The following is a 21,788-nucleotide window of genomic DNA, read 5'->3' as shown; positions in this document are numbered from 1 at the left end:
CAAGAGACCCCCCCCCCCCCCCCCCCCCCCCCCCCCCCCTCCTGCCCCCCCCCCCCCCCCCCCCCCCCCCCCCCCCCCCCCCCCCCCCCCCCCCCCCCCCCCCCGGGGCCCTTCGCGTTGCCCGGAGCCCGCCCCTGGGCCTGTGGTCTGACCTGCGCCTTTGAAGAGCCTTGAAGAGACTTTGTCAAAACCCTTGCGGGGACAGGGAAGGAGGGCCTTAATTCTCGTTAGGAAAGTTTCCTAACCCCCCGAGGAAACGGAGCATCGTATGCGTCCCCAGCACCACCATGCCCTCCGCATCGCCCTCGCCGCCGCCCTGGTGGCCGCCCCCCTCACGGTCGCGGCCGCCGGCGCCGCCACCGCCGCGCCGCCGTCCGCGACGTCCGTCCAGCTCAAGGGAGTCGGGCTGGACGACCCGCACAAGAAGGACATCGCGATGCAGCTGGTGTCCAGCGCGGAGAACTCCTCGCTGGACTGGAAGGCCCAGTACAAGTACATCGAGGACATCGGCGACGGGCGCGGCTACACCGGCGGCATCATCGGCTTCTGCTCCGGCACCGGCGACATGCTGGACCTCGTCCAGCACTACACCGACCTCAAGCCGGGCAACGTCCTCGCCAAGTACCTGCCGGCCCTGAAGAAGGTCAACGGCAGCGCCTCGCACGCCGGCCTCGGCACCCCCTTCGTCAACGACTGGGCCGCCGCCGCCAAGGACACGGTCTTCCAGCAGGCCCAGAATGACGAGCGCGACCGGGTGTACTTCAACCCCGCCGTCAACCAGGCCAAGTCCGACGGCCTGCGCGCGCTCGGCCAGTTCGCCTACTACGACGCCATCGTCATGCACGGCCCCGGCAACAGCTCGGACAGCTTCGGCGGCATCCGCGCCGCCGCCCTGAAGAAGGCCAAGACCCCCGCCCAGGGTGGCGACGAGGCCACCTACCTCAAGGCCTTCCTGGACGCCCGCAAGGTGGTCATGAAGAAGGAGCAGGCCCACTCCGACACCAGCCGGGTCGACACCGAGCAGTCGGTCTTCCTCAACGCGAAGAACTTCGACCTCAACCCGCCGCTCAAGTGGAAGGTCTACGGCGACAGTTACGCCATCAACAGCTGACGGGACGCCAAGCGTGGCCCGGGAGCGGCACATCGCTCCCGGGCCCCGCCGCCGTCCACCGGCCGGTGCTCAGGCGCTCGCGGTGTAGTCGTAGAAGCCACGGCCGGACTTGCGGCCCAGCAGGCCCGCGTCGACCATCCGGGAGAGCAGCGGGGGAGCCGCGTACAGCGGCTCCTTGTACTCGTCGTACATCGACTCGGCGATCGAGACGATGGTGTCCAGGCCGATCAGGTCGCACAGCCGCAGCGGGCCCATCGGGTGGGCGCAGCCGGCCTCCATGCCCTTGTCGATGTCGGAGGCGGTGGCCACACCCGACTCGAACATCCGCACCGCGGACAGCAGGTAGGGCACCAGCAGCGCGTTGACCACGAAGCCGGCCCGGTCGCGGGCGCGGATCGGCTCCTTGTCGAGCTCCTGGGAGGCGAAGGCCTCGACCCGCTCGGTGGTCACCGCCGAGGTGGTCAGCGTCGGGATGACCTCGACCAGCTTCTGCACCGGCGCCGGGTTGAAGAAGTGCAGGCCGATCACCTGCTCGGGGCGGGAGGTGGCGGCGGCCAGCTTCACGATCGGGATCGACGAGGTGTTGGAGGCGAGGATCGCGTCCCGGCGCTCGACCACCTGGTCCAGGGTCTGGAAGATCTTGACCTTGATGTCCTCGCGCTCGGCGACCGCCTCGACCACCAGGTCGCGGTCGGCGAAGTCGGACAGGTCCACGGTGAAGGTCAGCCGGGCCAGCGCCTCGTCCCGCAGCTCCGGGCTCAGCTTGCCGCGCTTGACCGCCGTGTCCAGGGAGTTGGTCAGCCGGGTGCGGCCGAACTCCAGCGCCTCGCCGCTGGCCTCCGCCACCAGGACGTCCAGCCCGGCCCGGGCGAAGACCTCCGCGATGCCCGACCCCATCAGGCCGCAGCCGATCACTCCGACGCGCGCGATGTCACTCACTCAGTTGCCCTTCGGTGGTGCTGGGGATCGCCCAGCGAACTGGTGGCCCAGCGAGCTGCTGGTCAACGGGCCGGTGTGCCGGAATGGGTGCACCGGTCACCGTCCCGACGACGTTACTACTCCGTACCGGCCAGTAGGTCACCCCCTCCCCGGCCGGGTGCCAGTGCGAGACGTCGTCCGAACGGGTGAGGCCGGGCCCGCCGCCCGTGCGCCCGGGGCCACCCCCGCCCGGCGGCCGGAAGAATGCCGCAGACGGGGGCCGGGGACGGGAAGGGAGCACACGGTGCCGACGGGATCGCTCGCAGGACAGGTCGGCCTGATCACCGGCGCGGGCCGGGGAATCGGCCGGGAGATCGCCATCGGCCTGGCCGCCGAGGGCATGGCCGTCGGCCTGGTCGGCCGCACCCACGGGACGCTGACCGACACCCTCAAGGAGTGCGCCCGGCACGGCTCCCGCGGCGTCGCCGTCACCGCCGACGTCACCCGCGCCGGCGCCGTCCGCGAGGCCGTCCGGGTCGTCGAACGCGACCTCGGCCCGATCGACCTGCTGATCAACAACGCCGGCCTGGTCGACCGCGCGGAGGTGCCGCTCTGGGAGACCGACGCGAACCAGTGGTGGCAGGTGATCGAGACCAACCTGCGCGGCCCCTACAACCTGCTGCGCTGCGTCCTGCCCGGCATGGTGTCCCGGGAGCGCGGCCGGGTGGTCAACCTCAACTCCGGCTTCGCCCTGCGCCCGGACGGCGACTACACCGCGTACGCCACCTCCAAGGGGGCGCTGCTCCAGCTCTCCGACAACATGGCGGACTCGCTGGCCCGCCACGGCATCGTCATCCTCGACATCAGCCCCGGCGCGGTCGAAACCGACATGACCGCCGCGATGCCGATGTTCAAGGACACGACGACCTGGGGCTCCATCCCGTACATGGTCGCGGTCACCGTGGACGCCGCCCGGGGCCGCTTCGACGGCCTGCACGGCCGGTTCATCCACGCCGGGCGGGACGACCTGGAGGAGCTGGTCAACCGGGCCGCGGAGATCCGCGCGGCGGACGCCCGGACGCTGCGGATGCGCCCGTACAAGGCGGACGACCCGATGGGCTGAACGGGCCCCTCGGCCGGCGTGCCCCTCGGACGGCCTGCCACGAAGAGCGGTCAGGCGCACAGCTGACTGGCGGTCACCGGCTTCAGGCCCGCCTTGGCGAGACCGTCCAGGATGCCCGGCAGCGCGTCCACCGTGCACTGGTGGCCCATGTGCAGGGCGACCACCGATCCGCCGCGCACCGACTTCAGCACCCGGCGCTGCAACTCGGCGGCCGACGGGTCGTTGTAGTCGCGCGGGTCGACGTCGAAGGACAGCACGTGCTCGTAGCCGACCGCCTTCGCCTGCTCGCGCACCGTCCGGGTGGCGTACTGCGCGGCGGACGGGCGGAACCAGCGGCCGATCGAGCCGGTGAGCCGCTGCAGCCGTTCGGCGCACTGGGCGATCTCGTCGTGCACCTGGGCGGCCGTCATCGTCGAGAGGTCGAGGTGGTTCTGGGTGTGGTTGCCCAGCTCGTGGCCGGCGTCCAGGATCCGGCGGGCCATCTGCGGCTGCTGGTCGAGCCAGCTGCCGACCGCCATCACGGTCAGCTTGATGCCGCGCTGCTCGGCGGCCTCCAGCAGCGCGGTGGCCTGCTTCGGATCGCCGCTGCCGTGGCAGGTCAGCGCCACGAACTTGCTGGTGCGCGGCCCGTTCACCACCTCGACCGGGGTGCCGGCGGCGAGCGGCGGCAGCACCGGCGGCGTCGGAGGCGTCGGCGGGGGCGTCGGCGGCGTCGCGGCCCCGGCGGCCGGCTCCGCGCCGGTGGCCGGGTCGGTACCGGCGGTCGGGTCGGCCCCGATGGGCTGCGGCTCCGGCGGGGCGGACGGCACGGGGGAGGCCGGGCCCTCGCCGCCGTTCCAGGCCGGGTCGGTGGTGTGCTGCGGGTCGAGGGTGCCCGGGTGTACGGCGAGCACCCCGGCGTCGGCCCGGCGCGGGGTGCCGGAGGCACACGCGCTGAGGAACCCGCTGGCGGCGGTCAGGGCGGCCAGCTGGACGGCGGTGCGCAGTACGGTGCGGCGGTCGGCAGTCATCGGCAGTCAGCATAGAGACGGTGGCCACCCACGGCGATCCGAGGAGCGCCCCGGTACCGCCATTGACGTGCACACACACCACCGTCCGGGCGTTGCGTAAACCTGAACTGCCGGTGTTTCACCGGCGTGTCGTCGGATACGATCACGGCGCACCGCACGCCACGGGAGGGTGGCCGGGCCGGACGCGGGGTCACCCCCGTGGTACCGGGCGGGCCCGCCGGCCGCCGAGGCGGTGCCATGTCCGGCAGTGAGCACGGCAGAGGGGGCGGAACAGGATGCACGAGGACAGCGCGGCCGTCGGCGAGGCCACCGGCACCGACTGGGACTGGGCCAGAGCGGACGACTGGCAGCCGCCGAGCGAGCTCGACACCGGCGTCCCGCACACCGCCCGGATGTACGACTACTACCTGGGCGGCAAGGACAACTTCGAGGCCGACCGCAAGGCCGCCCAGGCCGCCATAGCGGCCTACCCCGCGCTGCCGCTGCTGGCCCGCACCAACCGGCAGTTCCTCGGCGACGCGGTGGAGTTCGCCGCCGGCCGGGGCATCCGCCAGTTCGTCGACATCGGCACCGGCATCCCGGCCGTCGGCTCCACCAGCGAGGTCGCCCAGCGGGTCGCCCCGGACGCCCGGGTGGTGTACGTCGACAACGACCCGATCGTCGCCACCCACGCCCGCGCCCTGCTGGCCGGCCACCCCGCCGGACACACCTCGGTCATCGAGGCCGACCTGCGCGACCCGGCCACCATCCTCGGCCATCCGGGCCTGCTCGCCGCCGTCGACCTGTCCCGGCCGGTCGCGCTGATGCTCGTCGCCGTGCTGCACTTCATCCGCGACGAGGACGGCGCCCAGCAGATCGTCCGCACCCTGCGCGACGCGCTCGCCCCCGGCAGCGCGCTGATCCTCTCCCACGGCAGCCCCGACTTCGCCTCCCGGGAGAGCGCCGCCGAAGGCACCCGCATCTACCGCAGCGCCAGCGCCCCCCTGGTGCTGCGCCCGCGCGCCGGCGTCGAACCCTTCTTCGGCGACTTCGAGTTCGCCGGCCCCGGCCTGGTCCAACTCCCGCTCTGGCGCCCCACCCCCGGCCACGTCCCCACCACCGAACTCCCCGAAGGCTGGCAGGACGTCTCCGCCTACGCGGGCGTCGCGTTCAAGCGGTAGCCCCGGATCACGAGGCGGTCCGGCCCCGACGCCTCCCTCCTGCGCCGGGACCGGCCTCGCACACCACGAACACTAGGCTCAGCCACTGACAGCCCGTCACCCGCTCCGGTGCGCACCCTGGTGGGCGACGGACCGTCAGCGGCCCGCTCCGGTACGTACCGGGAGAAATTGGCACGACAGCGCGGGCGGGCCGGTGCTAGCTTCCGCGACATGGAACCCCTGAGCGAGAACGAGATCCGCGCGTCCTTCGTCAACTGCTCCAAGGGCGAGGCCCGTCGGCTCAACCTCCCTCGGGGCCTGGCGGAACTGCCCTGGGAGAACCTGGACTTCCTCGGCTGGCGGGACCAGGGCGCGCCCGACCGGGCCTACCTGGTGGCCTCGTACGACGGTGAGCCGGTCGGCGTGACGCTGCGGGTGCCGACGGTCCGCCGCAGCCTCACCAAGACCAACGTCTGCTCGCTGTGCATCACCGCGCACGCGGGCTCCGGCGTCGCGCTGCTCGCCGCCCGCCGGGCCGGGGCGGCCGGGCGGGAGGGCAACACCGTCGGCACGTACATCTGCGCCGACCTCGCCTGCTCGCTGTACGTGCGCGGGCTGAAGAAGTCCGCCCTGGTGACCAGGCCCGACGAGTCGCTGCCGCTGGAGCGGCAGATCGACCGGACGGTGGGGAACCTGGAGGCCTTCCTCGCCAAGGTGCTCGCTGACACCGAGCGCTGACGGGACTCGCCGACACCGCGCGCCGGTGGGATCAGTGCCCGCGCAGCTGGTCGAGGTCGCGCCGCTCCCGCTTGGTCGGGCGCCCGGCGCCCCGGTCCCGCTCGCCGGCCGTCGCGACGAGTTCGCGCGGCGGTCGTGGCGGGCTGTTGTCGATCAGGCAGTCCGCCGCCACCGTCGCGCCGACCCGCTTGCGGATGAGCTTCTGCACCACGACGACCCGCTCGTAGCCCTCCTCGCGGACCCGCACCTCGTCCCCGGGGCGCAGCGCCTGGGCCGGCTTGACCCGTTCGCCGTTCACCCGCACGTGCCCGGCCCGGCAGGCGGCGGCCGCCAGCGCCCGCGTCTTGGTGAGCCGGACCGACCAGATCCAGCTGTCCACCCGCACGCTTCCCTCGTGTTCAGCCATCCCTGGAGCCTACCCAAGCCGCCCGAACCGGCCCGAGCCCGAACCCGAGCCCTCGGCGCCCGCTACGCCGCCTCCGGCACCATCCGGGCCGCCTGCGGGGCCTCCTGAACCGCCCAGCCGTTGCCGTCCGGGTCGTTGAAGAACACGAAGGAGTTCCAGGCCTCGCCGTGCCCGTCCACCCGGCTGCCCGCCTCGAAGTGCTGGACCGGGCTGACCTCGACGCCCCGGGCCGCGAGTTCGGCGTGCGCCTTGTCGATGTTCGGTACGACCAACTGCAGTCCCTTCACGGATCCGGGCGGCGCCCCGATGACCCCGGTGCCCACCACGATGGAGCACGTGGAACCCGGGGGAGTCAGCTGGACGACCCGGACCCCGTCGCGCAACCGGGTGTCGTGGTCGACCGTGAAGCCGACCAGCTCCTCGTAGAACAGCTTCGCGCGGTCCACGTCCGACACCGGGACCACCACGACTTCGAGCTTCCAGTCCATCGCCCTCACCCCTCTCGGCCGGGCACTTCCAGTATCCGTCGAAACGGTTCCCCGTCGGGCCGTCGGATAGCCTGAGAACACGATGAATCCCGAGATCACGCCCGCCGCGGCGACCCAGTTCAGTACGCCGTGGGGCGCCTTCGACCTCACCCGCTTCCCGGAGGACCCGCGTGAGCGGCTGCGGGCCTGGGACGCGGCCGACGAGTACCTGCTGCGCCACCTCGCGGGCGAGGCGGACAGCGCCGCCGGCACCGCGACCGACCTGGCCGGCCGCCGGATCGTCGTCCTGGGCGACCGCTGGGGCGCGTTGACCACCGCGCTGGCCGCCCACGAGCCGGTGCAGATCGTCGACTCCCACCTCGGCCGGCAGGCCACCCTGGCCAACCTGGCGCGGGCCGGCGCCACCGTCGACCCGGCCCGACTGCTGACCACCCGGGACGCCCCGCCGGAGCGGATCGACGTCCTGCTGGTGCGCGTCCCCAAGAGCCTGGCCCTGCTGGAGGACCAGCTGCACCGGCTGGCCCCCGCCGTCCACCCGGGCACGGTGGTGCTCGGCGCCGGCATGGTCGCCGAGATCCACACCTCCACGCTCCAGCTCTTCGAGCGGATCCTCGGCCCGACCCGCACCTCGCTCGCCGCCCGCAAGGCCCGGCTGATCTTCTGCACCCCGGATCCGGCGCTGGACCCCGGCCCCAGCCCGTGGCCGCACCGCTACGCGCTGCCGCCGGACGTCGGGGCGGTCTCCGGGCGCACGGTGGTCAACCACGCCGGCACGTTCTGCGCCGAGCGCCTCGACATCGGCACCCGCTTCTTCCTCGGCCACCTGCCGACCCCGGCGCCCGGGGCCCGGGTGGTCGACCTGGGCTGCGGCAACGGCGTGGTCGGCACGGCCGCCGCGCTGGCCGGGCCGGGTGCGGAGCTGGTGTTCGTCGACGAGTCCCATCAGGCGGTGGCGTCGGCGGAGGAGACCTTCCGCGCCAATCTGGGCCCGGACGCCCGGGCGGAGTTCCTGACCGCCGACGCGCTGGCGCCGGAGGTGGCGCCCCCGGGCTCGGTGGACCTCGTCCTGAACAATCCGCCGTTCCACTCGCACCAGGCCACCACGGACGCCACCGCCTGGCGGATGTTCACCGGTTCCCGGCGGGCGCTGCGGCCGGGTGGGGAGCTGTGGGTGGTCGGCAACCGCCATCTCGGCTACCACGTCAAGCTGCGGCGTCTCTTCGGGAACTGCCAGCTGGTGGCGGGTAACCCCAAGTTCGTGGTGCTGCGCGCGGTCAAGCGGTAGTCCGGCGTCCGCTCGGTCGGTGGCTGTTCGGTCGCGGGCCGGTGGCGGCCCGGCCGGGCGGACGCAGGGCGGTTTTCGGGCGTTCTTCGGGGTCCTGACCGCAGCTCCTTGCATGAATGTTCCGTACTGCGTATATTCATGCCACAACAAAGGAGGAACGCCATGGCATTGCGAGTCGCCGTCGCCGGCGCGAGCGGATACGCGGGCGGCGAGGTGCTGCGTCTGCTGCTCGGCCACCCGGAGGTGGAGATCGGGGCGCTGACCGGCGGCTCGAACGCGGGCACCCGGCTGGGCGCGCTCCAGCCGCACCTGATCCCGCTCGCCGACCGCGTCCTCGAACCCACCACCCCCGAGGTGCTGGCCGGCCACGACGTGGTCTTCCTGGCGCTGCCGCACGGCCAGTCCGCCACCGTCGCCGAGGCGCTCGGCGACGAGGTCCTGGTGGTCGACTGCGGCGCCGACTTCCGGCTCCGCGCCGCCACCGACTGGGAGCAGTTCTACGGCTCCGCGCACGCCGGCACCTGGCCCTACGGCCTGCCCGAACTCCCCGGCCACCGGGCCGCGTTGAAGAGCAGCAACCGGATCGCCGTGCCCGGCTGCTACCCGACGGCCGTGTCCCTGGCGCTGTTCCCGGCGTACGCGGCCGGACTCGCCGAGCCGGAGGCCGTCGTGGTCGCCGCCTCCGGCACCTCCGGTGCGGGCAAGGCCGCCAAGACCCACCTGCTGGGCAGCGAGGTCATGGGCAACGTCAGCCCGTACGGCGTCGGCGGCGTGCACCGGCACACCCCGGAGATGGTGCAGAACCTCACCCCGGTCGCGGGCGAGCCCGTCACCGTCTCCTTCACGCCGACCCTCGTCCCGATGCCGCGCGGCATCCTCGCCACCTGCTCCGCCAAGGCGCGGCCCGGCGTGACCGCCGAGAGCCTGCGCGCCGCCTACGCCGGGGCGTTCGCGGACGAGCCGTTCGTCCACCTGCTGCCCGAGGGGCAGTGGCCGCAGACCAGCAGCGTCTACGGCGCCAACACCGCCCTCGTCCAGGTCGCGCTGGACGCCACCGCCGGGCGGATCATCGCGATCAGCGCGATCGACAACCTCGTGAAGGGCACCGCGGGCGGCGCGGTGCAGAGCATGAACATCGCCCTGGGCCTGCCCGAGGAGCTGGGCCTTCCCGTGAACGGAGTCGCACCGTGAGCAATAGTACGAACGTGGGCGTGACGGCCGCCAAGGGCTTCCGGGCCGCCGGTGTGACCGCCGGCATCAAGGCCTCCGGCACCCCCGACCTCGCCCTGGTGGTCAACGACGGCCCCGCGCTCGCCGCCGCCGGCGTCTTCACCGCCAACCGCGTCAAGGCCGCGCCGGTCGTCTGGTCCGAGCAGGTCCTCAAGGGCGGCCAGGTGTCCGCCGTGGTCCTCAACTCCGGCGGCGCCAACGCCTGCACCGGCCCGCTCGGCTTCCAGGACACCCACGCCACCGCGGAGAAGGTCGCCGAGGAACTGGAGCTCAACGCCGGCGAGGTCGCCGTCGCCTCCACCGGCCTGATCGGCGAGCGCCTCCCGATGGACGTCCTGCTGCCCGGCGTCGCGCTGGCCGCCCGGGAGCTGAGCGCGACCGGCGGAGAGGCCGCCGCGATCGCCATCAAGACCACCGACACCGTGCACAAGACCGCCCAGGTCACCAGCCCGGCGGGCTGGACGGTCGGCGGCATGGCCAAGGGCGCGGGCATGCTCGCCCCGAGCCTGGCCACCATGCTGGTCGTGATCACCACCGACGCCGACCTGGACGCCGCCGCCCTGGACACCGCGCTGCGCGGCGCCACCCGCACCACCTTCGACCGGATCGACTCCGACGGCTGCATGTCCACCAACGACACCGTGCTGCTGCTGGCCTCGGCCGCCTCCGGCGTCGTCCCGGACGAGGCCGAGTTCGCCGAGGCGGTCCGCACCGTCAGCGCCGAGCTGGCCCGCCGGCTGATCGCCGACGCCGAGGGCGCCAGCAAGGACATCCGGATCGACGTCACCGGCGCCGCCACCGAGCAGGAGGCCGTCGACGTCGCCCGGACGATCAGCCGCAACAACCTGCTCAAGTGCGCCATCCACGGCGAGGACCCCAACTGGGGCCGGGTGCTGGCCGCGATCGGCACCACCGACGCCGCCTTCGACCCGGACCGGCTGGACGTGGCCATCAACGGCGTCTGGGTCTGCAAGGACGGCAGCGTCGGCGAGGACCGCACCCTGGTGGACATGGCCGGCCGCGAGGTCGTCATCACCGCGAACCTCAACGCCGGTACGGAGAGTGCCTCGTTGTGGACCAACGACCTCACCGCCGACTACGTCCACGAGAACAGCGCCTACTCGACCTGATGCCCGACAGGTGACGCGCGCCACCCGATGCGCGCCACCTGATCCGCGACACCCGATGCGCGACACCCGTTCGGACGAGGGACACCCGTGAAGATCGCACCCAAGGGCGAACAGGCCCGCAACAACACCGCGTTGCCCAAGGCGATGACGCTGATCGAGGCGCTGCCGTGGCTGGAGCGCTTCCACGGCAAGACCGTCGTGATCAAGTTCGGCGGCAACGCCATGGTGGACGAGAGCCTCAAGTCGGCCTTCGCCCAGGACGTCGTCTTCCTCCGCTACGCCGGCCTGCACCCCGTCGTGGTGCACGGCGGCGGCCCGCAGATCAGCGCCCAGCTGGACCGCCTCGGCCTGGAGTCCAGCTTCACCAACGGCCTGCGGGTCACCACCCCCGAGACCATGGACGTGGTCCGGATGGTGCTGGCCGGCCAGGTGCAGCGCGAACTCGTCGGCCTGCTCAACGAGCACGGCCCGTTCGCGGTCGGCATGACCGGCGAGGACGCGCACACCATGACGGCGGTCAAGCGGTACGCGGTGGTGGACGGCGAGCAGGTCGACATCGGCCTGGTCGGCGACATCGTCAACATCGAGGCCGGCGCGGTGAAGGCGCTGATCGCCGACGGCCGGATCCCGGTCATCTCCTCGATCGCGCGCGGCGCCGACGGCCACGTCTACAACATCAACGCCGACACCGCCGCGGCCGCCCTCGCGGTCTCGCTGGGCGCCGAGATGCTGGTGGTCCTGACCGACGTCGAGGGCCTCTACGCGGACTGGCCGAACTCCGACGACGTGATCAGCCAACTCGCCGCGAGCGAGCTGGAGGAGCTGCTGCCGAGCCTGGCCAGCGGCATGCTCCCCAAGATGGAGGGCTGCCTGCGCGCCGTCCGCTCCGGGGTGGGCACCGCCCGCGTCCTGGACGGCCGGGTGCAGCACAGCCTGCTGCTGGAGATCTTCACCGACGAGGGCATCGGCACGATGGTCGTGCCGGACGACGAACAGACCGTGACCGGGGGACTGGCATGACCGCGAACGAGCAACTGACCGGCCGGTGGCAGCACACCTTCACCGACAACTACGGCACCCCGCGGATCGCGCTGGTGCGCGGTGCGGGCGCCAAGCTCTGGGACGCCGACGGCAAGGAGTACACCGACCTGCTCGGCGGCATCGCCGTCAACGCGCTCGGCACCGCCCACCCGGCGGTCGTCGAGGCGGTCAGCCGGCAGATCGCCACCCTGGGTCACGTCTCCAACCTCTTCATGGCCGAGCCGACCATCGCCCTCGCCGAGCGGCTGCTGCGGCTGGACGGCCGGGAGGGCGGCCGGGTGTTCTTCTGCAACTCCGGCGCCGAGGCCAACGAGGCCGCGTTCAAGATCAGCCGCCGGACCGGCCGCACCCACCTGGTCGCCCTCCAGGGCGCCTTCCACGGCCGGACGATGGGCGCCCTCGCGCTCACCGGCCAGTCGGCCAAGCAGGAGCCGTTCCGCCCGCTGCCCGGCGACGTCACGCACGTCCCGTTCGGCGACGTCGAGGCGCTGCGCGCGGCCGTCACCACCGAGACCGCGGCGGTCTTCCTGGAGCCGGTCCAGGGCGAGAACGGCGCCATCCCGCTGCCCGAGGGCTACCTGAGGGCGGCCCGCGAGATCACCCGGGCCACGGGCACCCTGCTGGTCCTGGACGAGATCCAGACCGGCGTCGGCCGCACCGGGTACTGGTACGCCCACCAGGCCGTCGAGGGCGTCGAGCCGGACGTCGTCACCCTCGCCAAGGCGCTCGGCGGCGGGCTGCCGATGGGCGCGGTGCTGGCCTTCGGTGAGGCCGCCGAACTGCTCACCCCGGGCCAGCACGGCACCACCTTCGGCGGCAACCCGGTGGCCGCGGCGGCCGGGCTCGCGGTGCTGGACACCATCGAGTCCGAGGGCCTGCTGGAGCACGTCCGCAAGCTGGGCGAGCGGCTGCGCCAGGGCGTCGAGGCGATCGGCGACCCGCTGGTCTCGCACGTGCGCGGCGCCGGACTGCTGCTCGGCATCGTGCTCACCGAGCCGGTGTCGGCACGGGTGCAGGCCGCCGCGCAGGAGGCGGGCTTCCTGGTCAACGCGGCCGTCCCGGACGCCGTCCGGCTGGCCCCGCCGCTGGTGCTGACCGAGCAGGAGGCGGACGCGTTCCTCGCCGCTCTGCCGGGCGTCCTGCGGGCGGTGCGCGAGAGCGCCCCGGTCGATGCGAGCTGACCGTTGTCCGGGAGAATAACCACATGACCGTTTCCCACTCCGGCCCGTCCGCCGCAGGCCCGTCGCCGCAGGTGCCGCAGACCCGCACCGCGCGGCACCGGCGGATCGTGGACCTGCTCACCCGCCAGCCCGTGCGCTCGCAGAGCCAGCTCGCCAAGCTGCTCGCCGACGACGGACTCGTGGTCACCCAGGCGACGCTCTCCCGGGACCTGGACGAGCTGGGCGCGGTCAAGATCCGCAACCGGGACGGCGCGCTGATCTACGCCGTCCCGGCGGAGGGCGGCGACCGCACGCCGCGCGCGCCGATGGGGGAGTCGGCCAGCGAGGGCCGGATGGCCCGGCTGGCCGGCGAGCTGATGGTCTCCGCGACGGCCTCCGGCAACCTGGTGGTGCTGCGCACCCCTCCGGGGGCCGCGCAGTTCCTCGCCTCGGCGATCGACCAGGCGGAGGTGTTCGAGATCATCGGCACCATCGCCGGCGACGACACCGTCCTGCTGATCAGTCGGGACCCGGCGGGCGGCCAGGCGCTCGCCGACCACCTCATGCAACTCGCCCAGGCGAAGGCCCAGTAGCGCGCGACGACGCGAGACCCCGACGCGCAACGACGCGCAACGACACGAAACCCCGACCGGTGGAGACTTCCCCGGCCGGGGTTTTGTGTTTCATACGGACTAGTGCATACTTATGCCTGTCGCCGTAAACCTGTACGGAAACCCTGTACGTAGAGCTGTAAGGAGAAAGCCGTGGCCGAGCGCGTCGTACTCGCCTACTCGGGCGGACTGGACACCTCCGTCTGCATCGGCTGGATCGCCGAGGAGACGGGCGCCGAGGTCATCGCCGTCGCCGTCGACGTCGGCCAGGGCGGCGAGGACCTGGAGGCGATCCGCCAGCGCGCGCTGGACTGCGGCGCCGTCGAGGCCGAGGTCGCGGACGCCCGCGACGAGTTCGCCGACGAGTACTGCCTCCCGGCGATCAAGGCCAACGCGCTCTACCAGGGCCAGTACCCGCTGGTCTCCGCGCTGTCCCGGCCGGTCATCGTCAAGCACCTGGCCGCCGCCGCCCGCAAGCACGGCGCCACCACCGTCGCGCACGGCTGCACCGGCAAGGGCAACGACCAGGTCCGGTTCGAGGTCGGCATCAACTCGCTGGCCCCCGGCCTGAAGTGCATCGCCCCGGTGCGCGACTACGCGATGACCCGGGACAAGGCGATCGCCTTCGCCGAGGCCAAGGGCCTGCCGATCGCCACCACCAAGAAGTCCCCGTACTCGATCGACCAGAACGTCTTCGGCCGGGCCGTCGAGACCGGCTTCCTGGAGGACATCTGGAACGCCCCGATCGAGGACGTCTACGACTACACCCAGGACCCGGCCGCCCCGCGCGAGGCCGACGAGGTGGTCATCACCTTCGACGCCGGCGTCCCGGTGGCCGTCGACGGCCGCAAGGTCACCGTCCTCCAGGCCATCGAGGAGCTCAACAAGCGGGCCGGCGCCCAGGGCGTCGGCCGGCTGGACATGGTCGAGGACCGGCTGGTCGGCATCAAGTCCCGGGAGATCTACGAGGCCCCCGGCGCGATCGCCCTGATCACCGCGCACCAGGCCCTGGAGAACGTCACCGTCGAGCGCGAACTCGCCCGCTACAAGCGGCAGGTGGAGCAGCGCTGGGCCGAACTCGTCTACGACGGCCTCTGGTTCTCCCCGCTCAAGCGCGCGCTGGACGGCTTCGTGAACGAGGCCAACCAGCACGTCTCCGGCGAGATCCGGATGGTCCTGCACGGCGGCCGGGCCGTGGTCAACGGCCGCAGGTCCGACCAGTCGCTGTACGACTTCAACCTCGCCACCTACGACACCGGCGACACCTTCGACCAGTCGATGTCCAAGGGCTTCATCGAGATCTTCGGGATGTCCTCGAAGCTCGCCGCCCGCCGCGACCTCGCCTGATCCCCTCCCGTCCCCACCCCCCTTCCCCGTCAGGAGCCCACGCGATGTCCGCCGACCAGCACGCAGACCAGACCGCCGACGTCCGCCTCTGGGGCGCGCGCTTCGCCGACGGCCCGTCCGAGGCGCTGGCCAGGCTCTCCGCCTCGGTCCACTTCGACTGGCGCCTCGCGCCGTACGACATCGCCGGCTCCAAGGCCCACGCCCGGGTCCTGCACAAGGCCGGCCTGCTCTCCGAGGACGAGCTCGCCGCGATGCTGGCCGGCCTCGGCCAGCTGCTCGCCGACGTCCAGGCGGGCACCTTCACCGGGACCGTCGCCGACGAGGACGTGCACACCGCCCTGGAGCGTGGCCTGCTGGAGCGCCTCGGCGCCGACCTCGGCGGGAAGCTGCGGGCCGGGCGCTCGCGCAACGACCAGATCGCCACCCTGTTCCGGATGTACCTGCGGGACCACGCCAGGACCATCGGCGCCCTGGTGCTCGACCTCCAGCACGCCCTGGTCGGCCTCGCCGAGGCGCACCCGGACACCGCGATGCCGGGCCGCACCCACCTCCAGCACGCCCAGCCCGTCCTCTTCGCCCACCACGTCCTCGCGCACGTGCAGGCCCTCGGCCGGGACGCCGAGCGGCTGCGCCAGTGGGACGCCCGCACCGCCGTCTCCCCGTACGGCTCCGGGGCGCTGGCCGGCTCCTCGCTCGGCCTCGACCCGCAGGCCGTCGCCGCCGACCTCGGCTTCGAGGGCGGCTCGGTCGGCAACTCCATCGACGGCACGGCCTCGCGCGACTTCGTCGCCGAGTTCGCGTTCGTGACCGCGATGATCGGCATCAACCTCTCCCGGATCGCGGAGGAGGTGATCATCTGGAACACCAAGGAGTTCGGCTTCATCACGCTGCACGACGCCTTCTCCACCGGTTCCTCGATCATGCCGCAGAAGAAGAACCCGGACATCGCCGAGCTCGCCCGGGGCAAGTCCGGCCGGCTGATCGGCAACCTGACCGGCCTGCTGGCCACGCTCAAGGCCCTGCCGCTCGCCTACAACCGGGACCTCCAGGAGGACAAGGAGCCGGTGTTCGACTCCTGCGACACGCTGGAGGTGCTGCTGCCCGCGTTCACCGGGATGATGGCCACCCTCACCGTGCACCGGGAGCGGCTGGAGGAGCTGGCCCCGGCCGGCTTCTCGCTCGCCACCGACATCGCCGAGTGGCTGGTCAAGCAGGGCGTGCCGTTCCGGGTCGCGCACGAGGTGGCCGGCGCCTGCGTCAAGGTCTGCGAGGCCGAGGGCATCGAGCTGTCCGACCTGACGGACGAGCAGTTCGCGGCGATCTCGGTGCACCTGACGCCCGAGGTCCGGTCGGTGCTCAGCGTGCACGGCGCCATCGCCTCCCGCAACGGGCGCGGCGGCACCGCGCCGTCGGCGGTGGCGGTCCAGCTCGCCGAGGTGAAGGCGGACCTGGCGCGGCAGCAGGAGTGGATCCAGGGCTGACCACCGGTCTGCGGGGGAGGGGCGTGACGGTCCGACCGTCGCGCCCCTCCGGCGTCCGCACCCCCGGTCGGGCGTAACCCGGCCCGCCTCGGCCCGTCATGCACGGTGTGTGCACAACCCTTCCGCCCGTCCCCTCCGCCGAGGACGTCTTCCTCGCCGAACGCCGCCGCCGCGTGGTCCGCGAGACCGTGGCCGGCCTGCCGGGCCGCTGCCCCGAGCTGGTCGCCGCCCTCGCCGAGGATCCGCCGCCGACCTACCGGGAGCTCTCCGAACGCCTCGGCATGCCGCGCGGCTCGATCGGGCCCACCCGCTCCCGCTGCCTCGCCTGCCTGCGGATCCTCCTCCACGCCGAGCGGTACCCGTGAGGGGTACCCGCGAGCGGCCGGTGACGCTCCGCACGCAGATCACCCCGGAGGCGGCTCCGCCCGAGTGACGTTCCGCCCGCCCGCCCGCCGCCGTCGGCCGCGGCCGTCGGCCGCCGCCCCCCGCGTGACCCTCGCCACGTCGAGCCGTCGCCGCCCCCGGCCGCGCCCCGCGCGCGGCGCCCGCCACCGGCCCCACCGCCCGCCCCGCCCCCGCGTGACCCTCGCCACGTCGAACGCCCCGAAGGTTGAGAGCAGCTGACACACGGGTAGAGCGCTGGCGAACGTAGCTCTTGACGGTGCCGCGATCACTCGGATACTGAGCGTGAGCGCGTCGCCGTCGACCCGGTCACTTCCGGGCCGCGCGGCTGGTACGTTCGTGCGCCACCCCCGGTCAGGGCAGATCCCCGACCGGGACATCTCCGGCAGGGCATCCGGTGCGTCACCCTCACGTTTGCGCGCCGGGCACGACGATGGGGAGGCCCCAGCACATGGGCATGAGCGTGATCATCTCGGCGGCGGACGCCGAGGACGCGGAGCAGATCCTCAAGCTCCAGTACCTCGGCTACCAGCCCGAGGCGGAGCTGTACGGCGACTGGGCGATCGAGCCCCTGACGCAGAGCCTGGAGAGCCTGCGCGCCGAACTGTCCGGGCAGTACGTCCTGGTCGCCCGGCTGGGCGACGAGGTGGTCGGCACCATCCGAGGTCACGTCGACGCCGAGGGCGTCGGCCGGATAGGGCGCCTGGTCGTCCACCCGAGGATGCAGCGGCACGGCCTGGGCGGCCGGCTGCTGGACGCGCTGGAGCGCCGCCTTGCCGAGGACGGCCGTCCGGTGACCTCCTACCGTCTGTTCACCGGCCACCGCAGCCTCGGCAACCTGCGGCTGTACACCCGCCTGGGCTACCGGCAGTCCGCGGTCGAGCAGGTCACCGACCGGCTCAGCCTGGTACACCTGGAGAAGCCCGCCGTGGTGTCGCTCGCCGCGACCGCCTGAGCCCTCCGCCCGTTCCGGCCCGCACGGCGCCGCCACCATCCGGACACTCCGGTGGCGGCGCCGAGCCGCATCGTCGCTGGTGGCGGCGTCGAGTGTCCGCATTGCGGACATCACATCCAAGTAATTGGGTCCAAATCGACCCATCTGATTTACTGGCTCACATGACTGCGACGACGAAATGGACCCCCACCGGCACCCTGCCGGCAGGTGAGCGCGCCATGTGCCGTCGAATGTGTCACCGCTGAGGGCCACCGCCCCCGGCACCCGGTTGAGGGTGCCCCCACCTCGCGCCCCGAAGCGAGACCCGGCGTCGTTCCCGTCCGTGCGAGCGCGCCCAGCCTGCCACACCCCTTCTCCCGCCTGCCCGCCCATGGGCGGGTGGTCGTCCACGACGACTCGTGCCCGTGACTCGTGCCCGATGACTCGTAAGGGCCACGCCGTCGCGCGGCCCGGCCGCTCAGCGGCCACGATCAAGAGGTGGCAGGTCCGGATCCCCCTGGCGAAGCGCCGTGCACGTCGCCGACCGCACCCCGGTCGGGCGGCCGCCCGCCGCCCGCCCCCGACCCACGGAAGCAGCTGTGATCACCACCACGGACCTCACGAAGGTCTACCGCTCCCGAGGCCGCGAGGTGAGCGCCCTCGCCGGCGTCGACCTGCACGTCCGCCCTGGCGAGGTCTACGGAGTCGTCGGTACCAGCGGCGCCGGCAAGTCCACGCTCATCCGCTGCGTGAACATGCTGGAGCGTCCGACCTCCGGCACCGTCACGGTGGACGGGGTCGAGCTGACCGCGCTGTCCGGCGGCGAGAACCGGGCCGGCCGGGAGCTGCGGGAGGCGCGGCGCCGGATCGGCATGGTCTTCCAGCACTTCAACCTGCTCTCCTCGCGGACCGTCCAGCAGAACGTCGAGCTCCCGCTGGAGATCATCGGGCTGGACCGCACCCAGCGCCGCCGCAAGGCCGCCGAACTGCTCGACCTGGTCGGCCTCGGTGACAAGGCCCGCAGCTACCCCAACCAGCTCTCCGGCGGCCAGAAGCAGCGCGTCGGCATCGCCCGGGCCCTGGCCGGCGACCCCAAGGTGCTGCTCTCCGACGAGGCCACCTCGGCGCTCGACCCGGAGACCACCCGTTCGATCCTCAAGCTGCTGCGCGACCTCAACCAGCAGCTCGGCCTCACCGTCCTGCTGATCACCCACGAGATGGACGTCATCAAGTCCGTCTGCGACTCCGCGGCCCTGATGCGCGGCGGCCGGGTGGTCGAGTCCGGCCGGCTGACCGACCTGCTGGCCGAGCCCGGCTCCGAGCTGGCCCGCGAGCTGTTCCCGCTCAGCGAGTTCGGCACCGGCCACCCCGGCTCGACCGTGCTGGAGATCACCTTCCAGGGCGACTCCTCGGCCCAGCCCTTCGTCTCCCAGCTGGCCCGCACCTACCAGATCGACATCAACATCCTCGGCGCCGCGGTGGAGACCATCGCCGGCCGGATGGTCGGCCGGATGCGGGTCGAGCTCTCCGGCGGACACCAGGACAACGTGGTGCCGATCGGCTACCTGCGCGAGCAGGGCCTACAGGTGGACGTACTGGGCGCGGCGGACGGAGCGGTGGCATGACCTGGGACCAGATGTGGGCCCTGATGGGGCCCGCCACGCAGGAGACCTTCCAGATGGTCGGCGTCTCCACGGCCGTCACCGTGCTGCTCGGCCTGCCGCTGGGCATCCTGCTGGTGCTGACCGACAAGGGCGGGCTGCTGGCCAACCGGGCCGTCAACAAGTCGATCGCCTTCGTGGTGAACATCGCCCGCTCGGTGCCGTTCATCATCCTGATGATCGCGCTGATCTCCTTCACCCGCTGGCTGGTCGGCACCTCCATCGGCTGGCAGGCGGCGACCGTGCCGCTCACCATCGGCGCCATCCCGTTCTTCGCCCGCCTGGTCGAGACCTCCGTCCGCGAGGTCGACCGCGGCCTGGTCGAGGCCGTCCAGGCGATGGGCGGCAGCACCTGGACGATCGTCCGCAAGACGCTGCTCCCGGAGGCGCTGCCCGGCATCGCCGCCTCGGTGACCACCACGATCATCACGCTGATCAGCTACTCCGCGATGGCCGGCACGGTCGGCGGCGGCGGCCTCGGCACGCTCGCCGTCAACTACGGCTACCAGCGCTTCGAGACGGCCTTCATGTGGGTCATCGTGGCCGAGCTGGTGATCCTCGTCACCGCCGTCCAGCTGATCGGCGACTTCGCCGTCCGGCGCCTCGCCAACCGCGGCGGCACCGGCGGCCGGACCCGCCTGCTGGGCCGCACCCCGGCCGGACCGGCCGCCCCCGACGAGGACCTCGTCGCCCCCTAGACCTCCCGGGTCCGACACCGGACCACGGCTCCCCGTATCACGCAGAAAGGCACTTTTCGTGCGCAACGCCCTGAAGTTCACCAGCATCCTCGCCACCGCCGGCATCGCCCTCTCGCTGGCCGCGTGCGGCAGCTCCGGGTCCTCCTCCTCGGACCCGAACGCGCCGCTCAAGGTCATCGCCAGCCCCACCCCGCACGGGCAGATCCTCAAGTTCGTCAAGGACAACCTCGCGGCCAAGGCGGGCCTCAAGCTCGACATCAAGGAGGTCACCGACTACGTGACCCCCAACACGGCGGTGCAGGACGGTTCGGCCGACGCCAACTACTTCCAGCACGTCCCGTACCTGGAGGACTTCAACAAGAAGCACGGCACCGACATCGTCTCGGTCGAGCCCGTGCACCTGGAGCCGCTCGGCGTCTACTCCAAGAAGGTCAAGTCGATCGCCGACCTGCCGGACGGCGCCACCGTCGGCCTGCCCAACGACGCCACCAACGAGGGCCGCGCGCTCAAGCTGCTCGCCGACAACAAGCTCATCACGCTGAAGGACGGCGTCACCACCGCCGCCACCCCGGCCGACGTGACGGGCAACCCGAAGAACCTCAAGTGGAAGGAGCTGGAGGCCGCCCAGCTGCCCCGCTCCATCGCCGACCTCGACGCCGCCGTCATCAACGGCAACTACGCGCTCGACTCCGGCCTGAAGCCCGCCACCGACGCGCTGGTGCTGGAGAAGGCCGAGGGCAACCCGTACGCCAACATCCTCGCCGTGAAGAAGGGCAAGGAGAACGACCCGCGCGTGAAGAAGCTGGCCGAGCTGCTGCACTCCGACGAGGTCAAGAAGTACATCGACGACACCTTCCAGGGCTCGGTCATCCCGGCCTTCTGAGCCGCGGTCCGATCCATGCCCTGACCCCGACCGGGCCCCCGCCGCACCTCGGCGGGGGCCCGGTCGGGCAGGATGCACCCGGGGAGCCCTGGTCGGCGGCGTTCTGACGTACCGTCGTGCGGGCGGCGCACCGCGTGACACCCGGGGCACGGCGGGGGCGTACGGTGTTGTGTTCACGACCCGGCGAGGAGAGACGGCATGGCAGCGAGCTTCCCCGAGACCGCCATCAGCACCGAACGGCTTCTGCTGCGGCCCCTTGCGGAGGACGACGCGCCCGGCCTGGCCACGATGATGGCGGACGAACTCGTCCTGGCCTGGACCGATCTGCCGCACCCCTTCACCGAGGCGTACGCGACCGAACTCGCCCGCACCCTCGCCCCCGCCCACCGGGCCGCCGGCCGCGGCATCGTCTTCGCCGTCACCGAGCACCTCACCCAGCGCCTGGTCGGCCTGGTCGAACTGCGCAACACCGACTGGCGCCTGCGCAGCACCGAGATCTCCTACGTCACCGCCTCCTGGGCCCGCGGCGAGGGCTACGCGCCCGAGGCCGTCCTCGGCGTCAGCCAGTGGCTGTTCGAGGACCGCGACTTCCTGCGCCTGGAGCTGCGCACCGCCGCCGGGAACACCGCCGCCCAGCAGGTCGCCCAGAAGATCGGCGGCATCAGCGAGGGCGTGCTGCGCAGCGCCTGGATAGTCCGGGGTGAGTCCAGTGAGGCCGTCGTGGAGAGCCGCAGCGACCTCATCCTGTGGAGCCTGCTCCCGGAGGACCTGGACGCGCCCGAGCCCGAGCCGCAGCGGACCGGCTGGCACGGCGACCACCGCTACGTGCTGCGCGACTGAGCCGCCCCGCTCGCGCGTGCCGCCTGAGCCGTTCGTGCCGCTGATCCGCCACCGGCTCGGCACGGACATGTGTACGAGATGTCGGCGCCGAGGGGATCACACCCGGTAGCCTCTGCTCCGGCGCCGCACACCGGCGCGGTTTGTCGGCGCAC

At 72.5% G+C, this 21,788-nt stretch carries 22 protein-coding genes; 18 read left to right on the top strand and 4 right to left on the bottom strand.

Features of this window, described 5'->3' with window-relative positions; all coding sequences use genetic code 11:
- Positions 1-268 precede the first annotated feature (268 nt).
- Complete coding sequence (locus AC07AL_RS35150; protein ID WP_363583812.1) at positions 269-1,111, top strand: chitosanase; 843 nt, start codon at positions 269-271, stop codon at positions 1,109-1,111.
- A gap of 69 nt (positions 1,112-1,180) precedes the next feature.
- Here the strand turns inward: AC07AL_RS35150 and AC07AL_RS35145 are convergent, their stop codons facing one another.
- The gene (locus AC07AL_RS35145) at positions 1,181-2,050 is read right to left on the bottom strand and encodes a 3-hydroxybutyryl-CoA dehydrogenase (RefSeq protein WP_400844134.1); all 870 of its coding nucleotides are present in this window, start codon (positions 2,048-2,050) and stop codon (positions 1,181-1,183) included.
- Between the two features lie 283 nt (positions 2,051-2,333).
- On the opposite strand from AC07AL_RS35145, the gene AC07AL_RS35140 reads away from it, so the two are divergent.
- Positions 2,334-3,152, top strand: a complete 819-nt coding sequence (locus tag AC07AL_RS35140; RefSeq protein ID WP_350877926.1) for an SDR family NAD(P)-dependent oxidoreductase — start codon at positions 2,334-2,336, stop codon at positions 3,150-3,152.
- Between the two features lie 50 nt (positions 3,153-3,202).
- On the opposite strand, the gene AC07AL_RS35135 is transcribed toward AC07AL_RS35140, so the two are convergent.
- Positions 3,203-4,162, bottom strand: coding sequence for a polysaccharide deacetylase family protein (locus tag AC07AL_RS35135; protein WP_363583808.1), 960 nt, complete (start codon positions 4,160-4,162; stop codon positions 3,203-3,205).
- 275 nt (positions 4,163-4,437) lie between these two features.
- On the opposite strand from AC07AL_RS35135, the gene AC07AL_RS35130 reads away from it, so the two are divergent.
- On the top strand, positions 4,438-5,322 hold the full coding sequence (locus tag AC07AL_RS35130; protein ID WP_363627456.1) for an SAM-dependent methyltransferase: 885 nt from the start codon (positions 4,438-4,440) through the stop codon (positions 5,320-5,322).
- Positions 5,323-5,532: 210 nt separating this feature from the next.
- Complete coding sequence (locus AC07AL_RS35125) at positions 5,533-6,039, top strand: FBP domain-containing protein (RefSeq protein WP_363583804.1); 507 nt, start codon at positions 5,533-5,535, stop codon at positions 6,037-6,039.
- Positions 6,040-6,070: 31 nt separating this feature from the next.
- On the opposite strand, the gene AC07AL_RS35120 is transcribed toward AC07AL_RS35125, so the two are convergent.
- Positions 6,071-6,445 carry an RNA-binding S4 domain-containing protein gene (locus AC07AL_RS35120; RefSeq protein WP_063346848.1) on the bottom strand — a complete coding sequence of 125 codons (375 nt, stop codon included), beginning with the start codon at positions 6,443-6,445 and terminating at the stop codon, positions 6,071-6,073.
- A 62-nt stretch (positions 6,446-6,507) separates the two neighbouring features.
- Complete coding sequence (locus AC07AL_RS35115) at positions 6,508-6,933, bottom strand: VOC family protein (protein WP_063346847.1); 426 nt, start codon at positions 6,931-6,933, stop codon at positions 6,508-6,510.
- 82 nt (positions 6,934-7,015) lie between these two features.
- Between AC07AL_RS35115 and AC07AL_RS35110 the strand changes: the two genes are divergently transcribed.
- The 14 genes from AC07AL_RS35110 to AC07AL_RS35045 all read left to right on the top strand — a co-directional run bounded on the left by AC07AL_RS35110 (position 7,016) and on the right by AC07AL_RS35045 (position 21,636).
- Complete coding sequence (locus AC07AL_RS35110) at positions 7,016-8,218, top strand: methyltransferase (RefSeq protein WP_478319359.1); 1,203 nt, start codon at positions 7,016-7,018, stop codon at positions 8,216-8,218.
- A 162-nt stretch (positions 8,219-8,380) separates the two neighbouring features.
- The gene (gene argC, locus AC07AL_RS35105) at positions 8,381-9,409 is read left to right on the top strand and encodes an N-acetyl-gamma-glutamyl-phosphate reductase (protein ID WP_363583798.1); all 1,029 of its coding nucleotides are present in this window, start codon (positions 8,381-8,383) and stop codon (positions 9,407-9,409) included.
- Between the two features lie 14 nt (positions 9,410-9,423).
- A complete protein-coding gene (gene argJ, locus AC07AL_RS35100) occupies positions 9,424-10,578 on the top strand; it encodes a bifunctional glutamate N-acetyltransferase/amino-acid acetyltransferase ArgJ (protein WP_400477584.1) in 1,155 nt (384 codons plus the stop codon).
- Between the two features lie 144 nt (positions 10,579-10,722).
- Positions 10,723-11,598 carry an acetylglutamate kinase gene (gene argB, locus AC07AL_RS35095; RefSeq protein ID WP_350878043.1) on the top strand — a complete coding sequence of 292 codons (876 nt, stop codon included), beginning with the start codon at positions 10,723-10,725 and terminating at the stop codon, positions 11,596-11,598.
- A complete protein-coding gene (locus tag AC07AL_RS35090; protein WP_363583796.1) occupies positions 11,595-12,800 on the top strand; it encodes an acetylornithine transaminase in 1,206 nt (401 codons plus the stop codon). The genes argB and AC07AL_RS35090 overlap by 4 nt, the downstream gene beginning before the upstream one ends.
- A 23-nt stretch (positions 12,801-12,823) precedes the next feature.
- Positions 12,824-13,372, top strand: a complete 549-nt coding sequence (locus AC07AL_RS35085; RefSeq protein ID WP_063346843.1) for an arginine repressor — start codon at positions 12,824-12,826, stop codon at positions 13,370-13,372.
- A 171-nt stretch (positions 13,373-13,543) separates the two neighbouring features.
- Complete coding sequence (locus tag AC07AL_RS35080; RefSeq protein WP_363583794.1) at positions 13,544-14,737, top strand: argininosuccinate synthase; 1,194 nt, start codon at positions 13,544-13,546, stop codon at positions 14,735-14,737.
- 44 nt (positions 14,738-14,781) lie between these two features.
- A complete protein-coding gene (gene argH, locus AC07AL_RS35075) occupies positions 14,782-16,218 on the top strand; it encodes an argininosuccinate lyase (RefSeq protein WP_363583792.1) in 1,437 nt (478 codons plus the stop codon).
- Positions 16,219-16,325: 107 nt separating this feature from the next.
- A complete protein-coding gene (locus AC07AL_RS35070; protein ID WP_159398377.1) occupies positions 16,326-16,583 on the top strand; it encodes an RNA polymerase sigma factor in 258 nt (85 codons plus the stop codon).
- A 488-nt stretch (positions 16,584-17,071) separates the two neighbouring features.
- Entirely contained in the window at positions 17,072-17,575 is a 504-nt protein-coding gene (locus AC07AL_RS35065; RefSeq protein WP_363583790.1) for a GNAT family N-acetyltransferase, read from the top strand.
- Positions 17,576-18,153: 578 nt separating this feature from the next.
- Positions 18,154-19,179 (top strand): methionine ABC transporter ATP-binding protein, encoded by a 1,026-nt coding sequence (locus AC07AL_RS35060; protein ID WP_063346838.1) that lies wholly within the window; start codon positions 18,154-18,156, stop codon positions 19,177-19,179.
- Positions 19,176-19,913, top strand: coding sequence for a methionine ABC transporter permease (locus AC07AL_RS35055; RefSeq protein WP_363372851.1), 738 nt, complete (start codon positions 19,176-19,178; stop codon positions 19,911-19,913). Before AC07AL_RS35060 ends, AC07AL_RS35055 begins: the two co-directional genes overlap by 4 nt.
- A 58-nt stretch (positions 19,914-19,971) precedes the next feature.
- A complete protein-coding gene (locus tag AC07AL_RS35050) occupies positions 19,972-20,796 on the top strand; it encodes a MetQ/NlpA family ABC transporter substrate-binding protein (RefSeq protein ID WP_363583784.1) in 825 nt (274 codons plus the stop codon).
- Between the two features lie 198 nt (positions 20,797-20,994).
- Positions 20,995-21,636: a GNAT family N-acetyltransferase gene (locus tag AC07AL_RS35045; protein ID WP_363583782.1), complete on the top strand. Its 642-nt coding sequence runs from the start codon at positions 20,995-20,997 to the stop codon at positions 21,634-21,636.
- Positions 21,637-21,788: the final 152 nt, after the last annotated feature.

Source organism: Kitasatospora sp. NPDC043949, assembly GCF_056435365.1.
This window is presented reverse-complemented; position numbering and strand designations above follow the sequence as displayed.

Bases quoted from the DNA above. Each gene is read 5' to 3' on its own strand.
- AC07AL_RS35150 (WP_363583812.1), top strand. From the start codon at position 269: ATGCGTCCCCAGCACCACCATGCCCTCCGCATCGCCCTCGCCGCCGCC.
- AC07AL_RS35135 (WP_363583808.1), bottom strand. From the start codon at position 4,162: ATGACTGCCGACCGCCGCACCGTACTGCGCACCGCCGTCCAGCTGGCC.
- AC07AL_RS35130 (WP_363627456.1), top strand. From the start codon at position 4,438: ATGCACGAGGACAGCGCGGCCGTCGGCGAGGCCACCGGCACCGACTGG.
- AC07AL_RS35125 (WP_363583804.1), top strand. From the start codon at position 5,533: ATGGAACCCCTGAGCGAGAACGAGATCCGCGCGTCCTTCGTCAACTGC.
- AC07AL_RS35120 (WP_063346848.1), bottom strand. From the start codon at position 6,445: ATGGCTGAACACGAGGGAAGCGTGCGGGTGGACAGCTGGATCTGGTCG.
- AC07AL_RS35115 (WP_063346847.1), bottom strand. From the start codon at position 6,933: ATGGACTGGAAGCTCGAAGTCGTGGTGGTCCCGGTGTCGGACGTGGAC.
- AC07AL_RS35110 (WP_478319359.1), top strand. From the start codon at position 7,016: ATGAATCCCGAGATCACGCCCGCCGCGGCGACCCAGTTCAGTACGCCG.
- argC (WP_363583798.1), top strand. From the start codon at position 8,381: ATGGCATTGCGAGTCGCCGTCGCCGGCGCGAGCGGATACGCGGGCGGC.
- argB (WP_350878043.1), top strand. From the start codon at position 10,723: ATGACGCTGATCGAGGCGCTGCCGTGGCTGGAGCGCTTCCACGGCAAG.
- AC07AL_RS35090 (WP_363583796.1), top strand. From the start codon at position 11,595: ATGACCGCGAACGAGCAACTGACCGGCCGGTGGCAGCACACCTTCACC.
- AC07AL_RS35085 (WP_063346843.1), top strand. From the start codon at position 12,824: ATGACCGTTTCCCACTCCGGCCCGTCCGCCGCAGGCCCGTCGCCGCAG.
- argH (WP_363583792.1), top strand. From the start codon at position 14,782: ATGTCCGCCGACCAGCACGCAGACCAGACCGCCGACGTCCGCCTCTGG.
- AC07AL_RS35065 (WP_363583790.1), top strand. From the start codon at position 17,072: ATGGGCATGAGCGTGATCATCTCGGCGGCGGACGCCGAGGACGCGGAG.
- AC07AL_RS35055 (WP_363372851.1), top strand. From the start codon at position 19,176: ATGACCTGGGACCAGATGTGGGCCCTGATGGGGCCCGCCACGCAGGAG.
- AC07AL_RS35045 (WP_363583782.1), top strand. From the start codon at position 20,995: ATGGCAGCGAGCTTCCCCGAGACCGCCATCAGCACCGAACGGCTTCTG.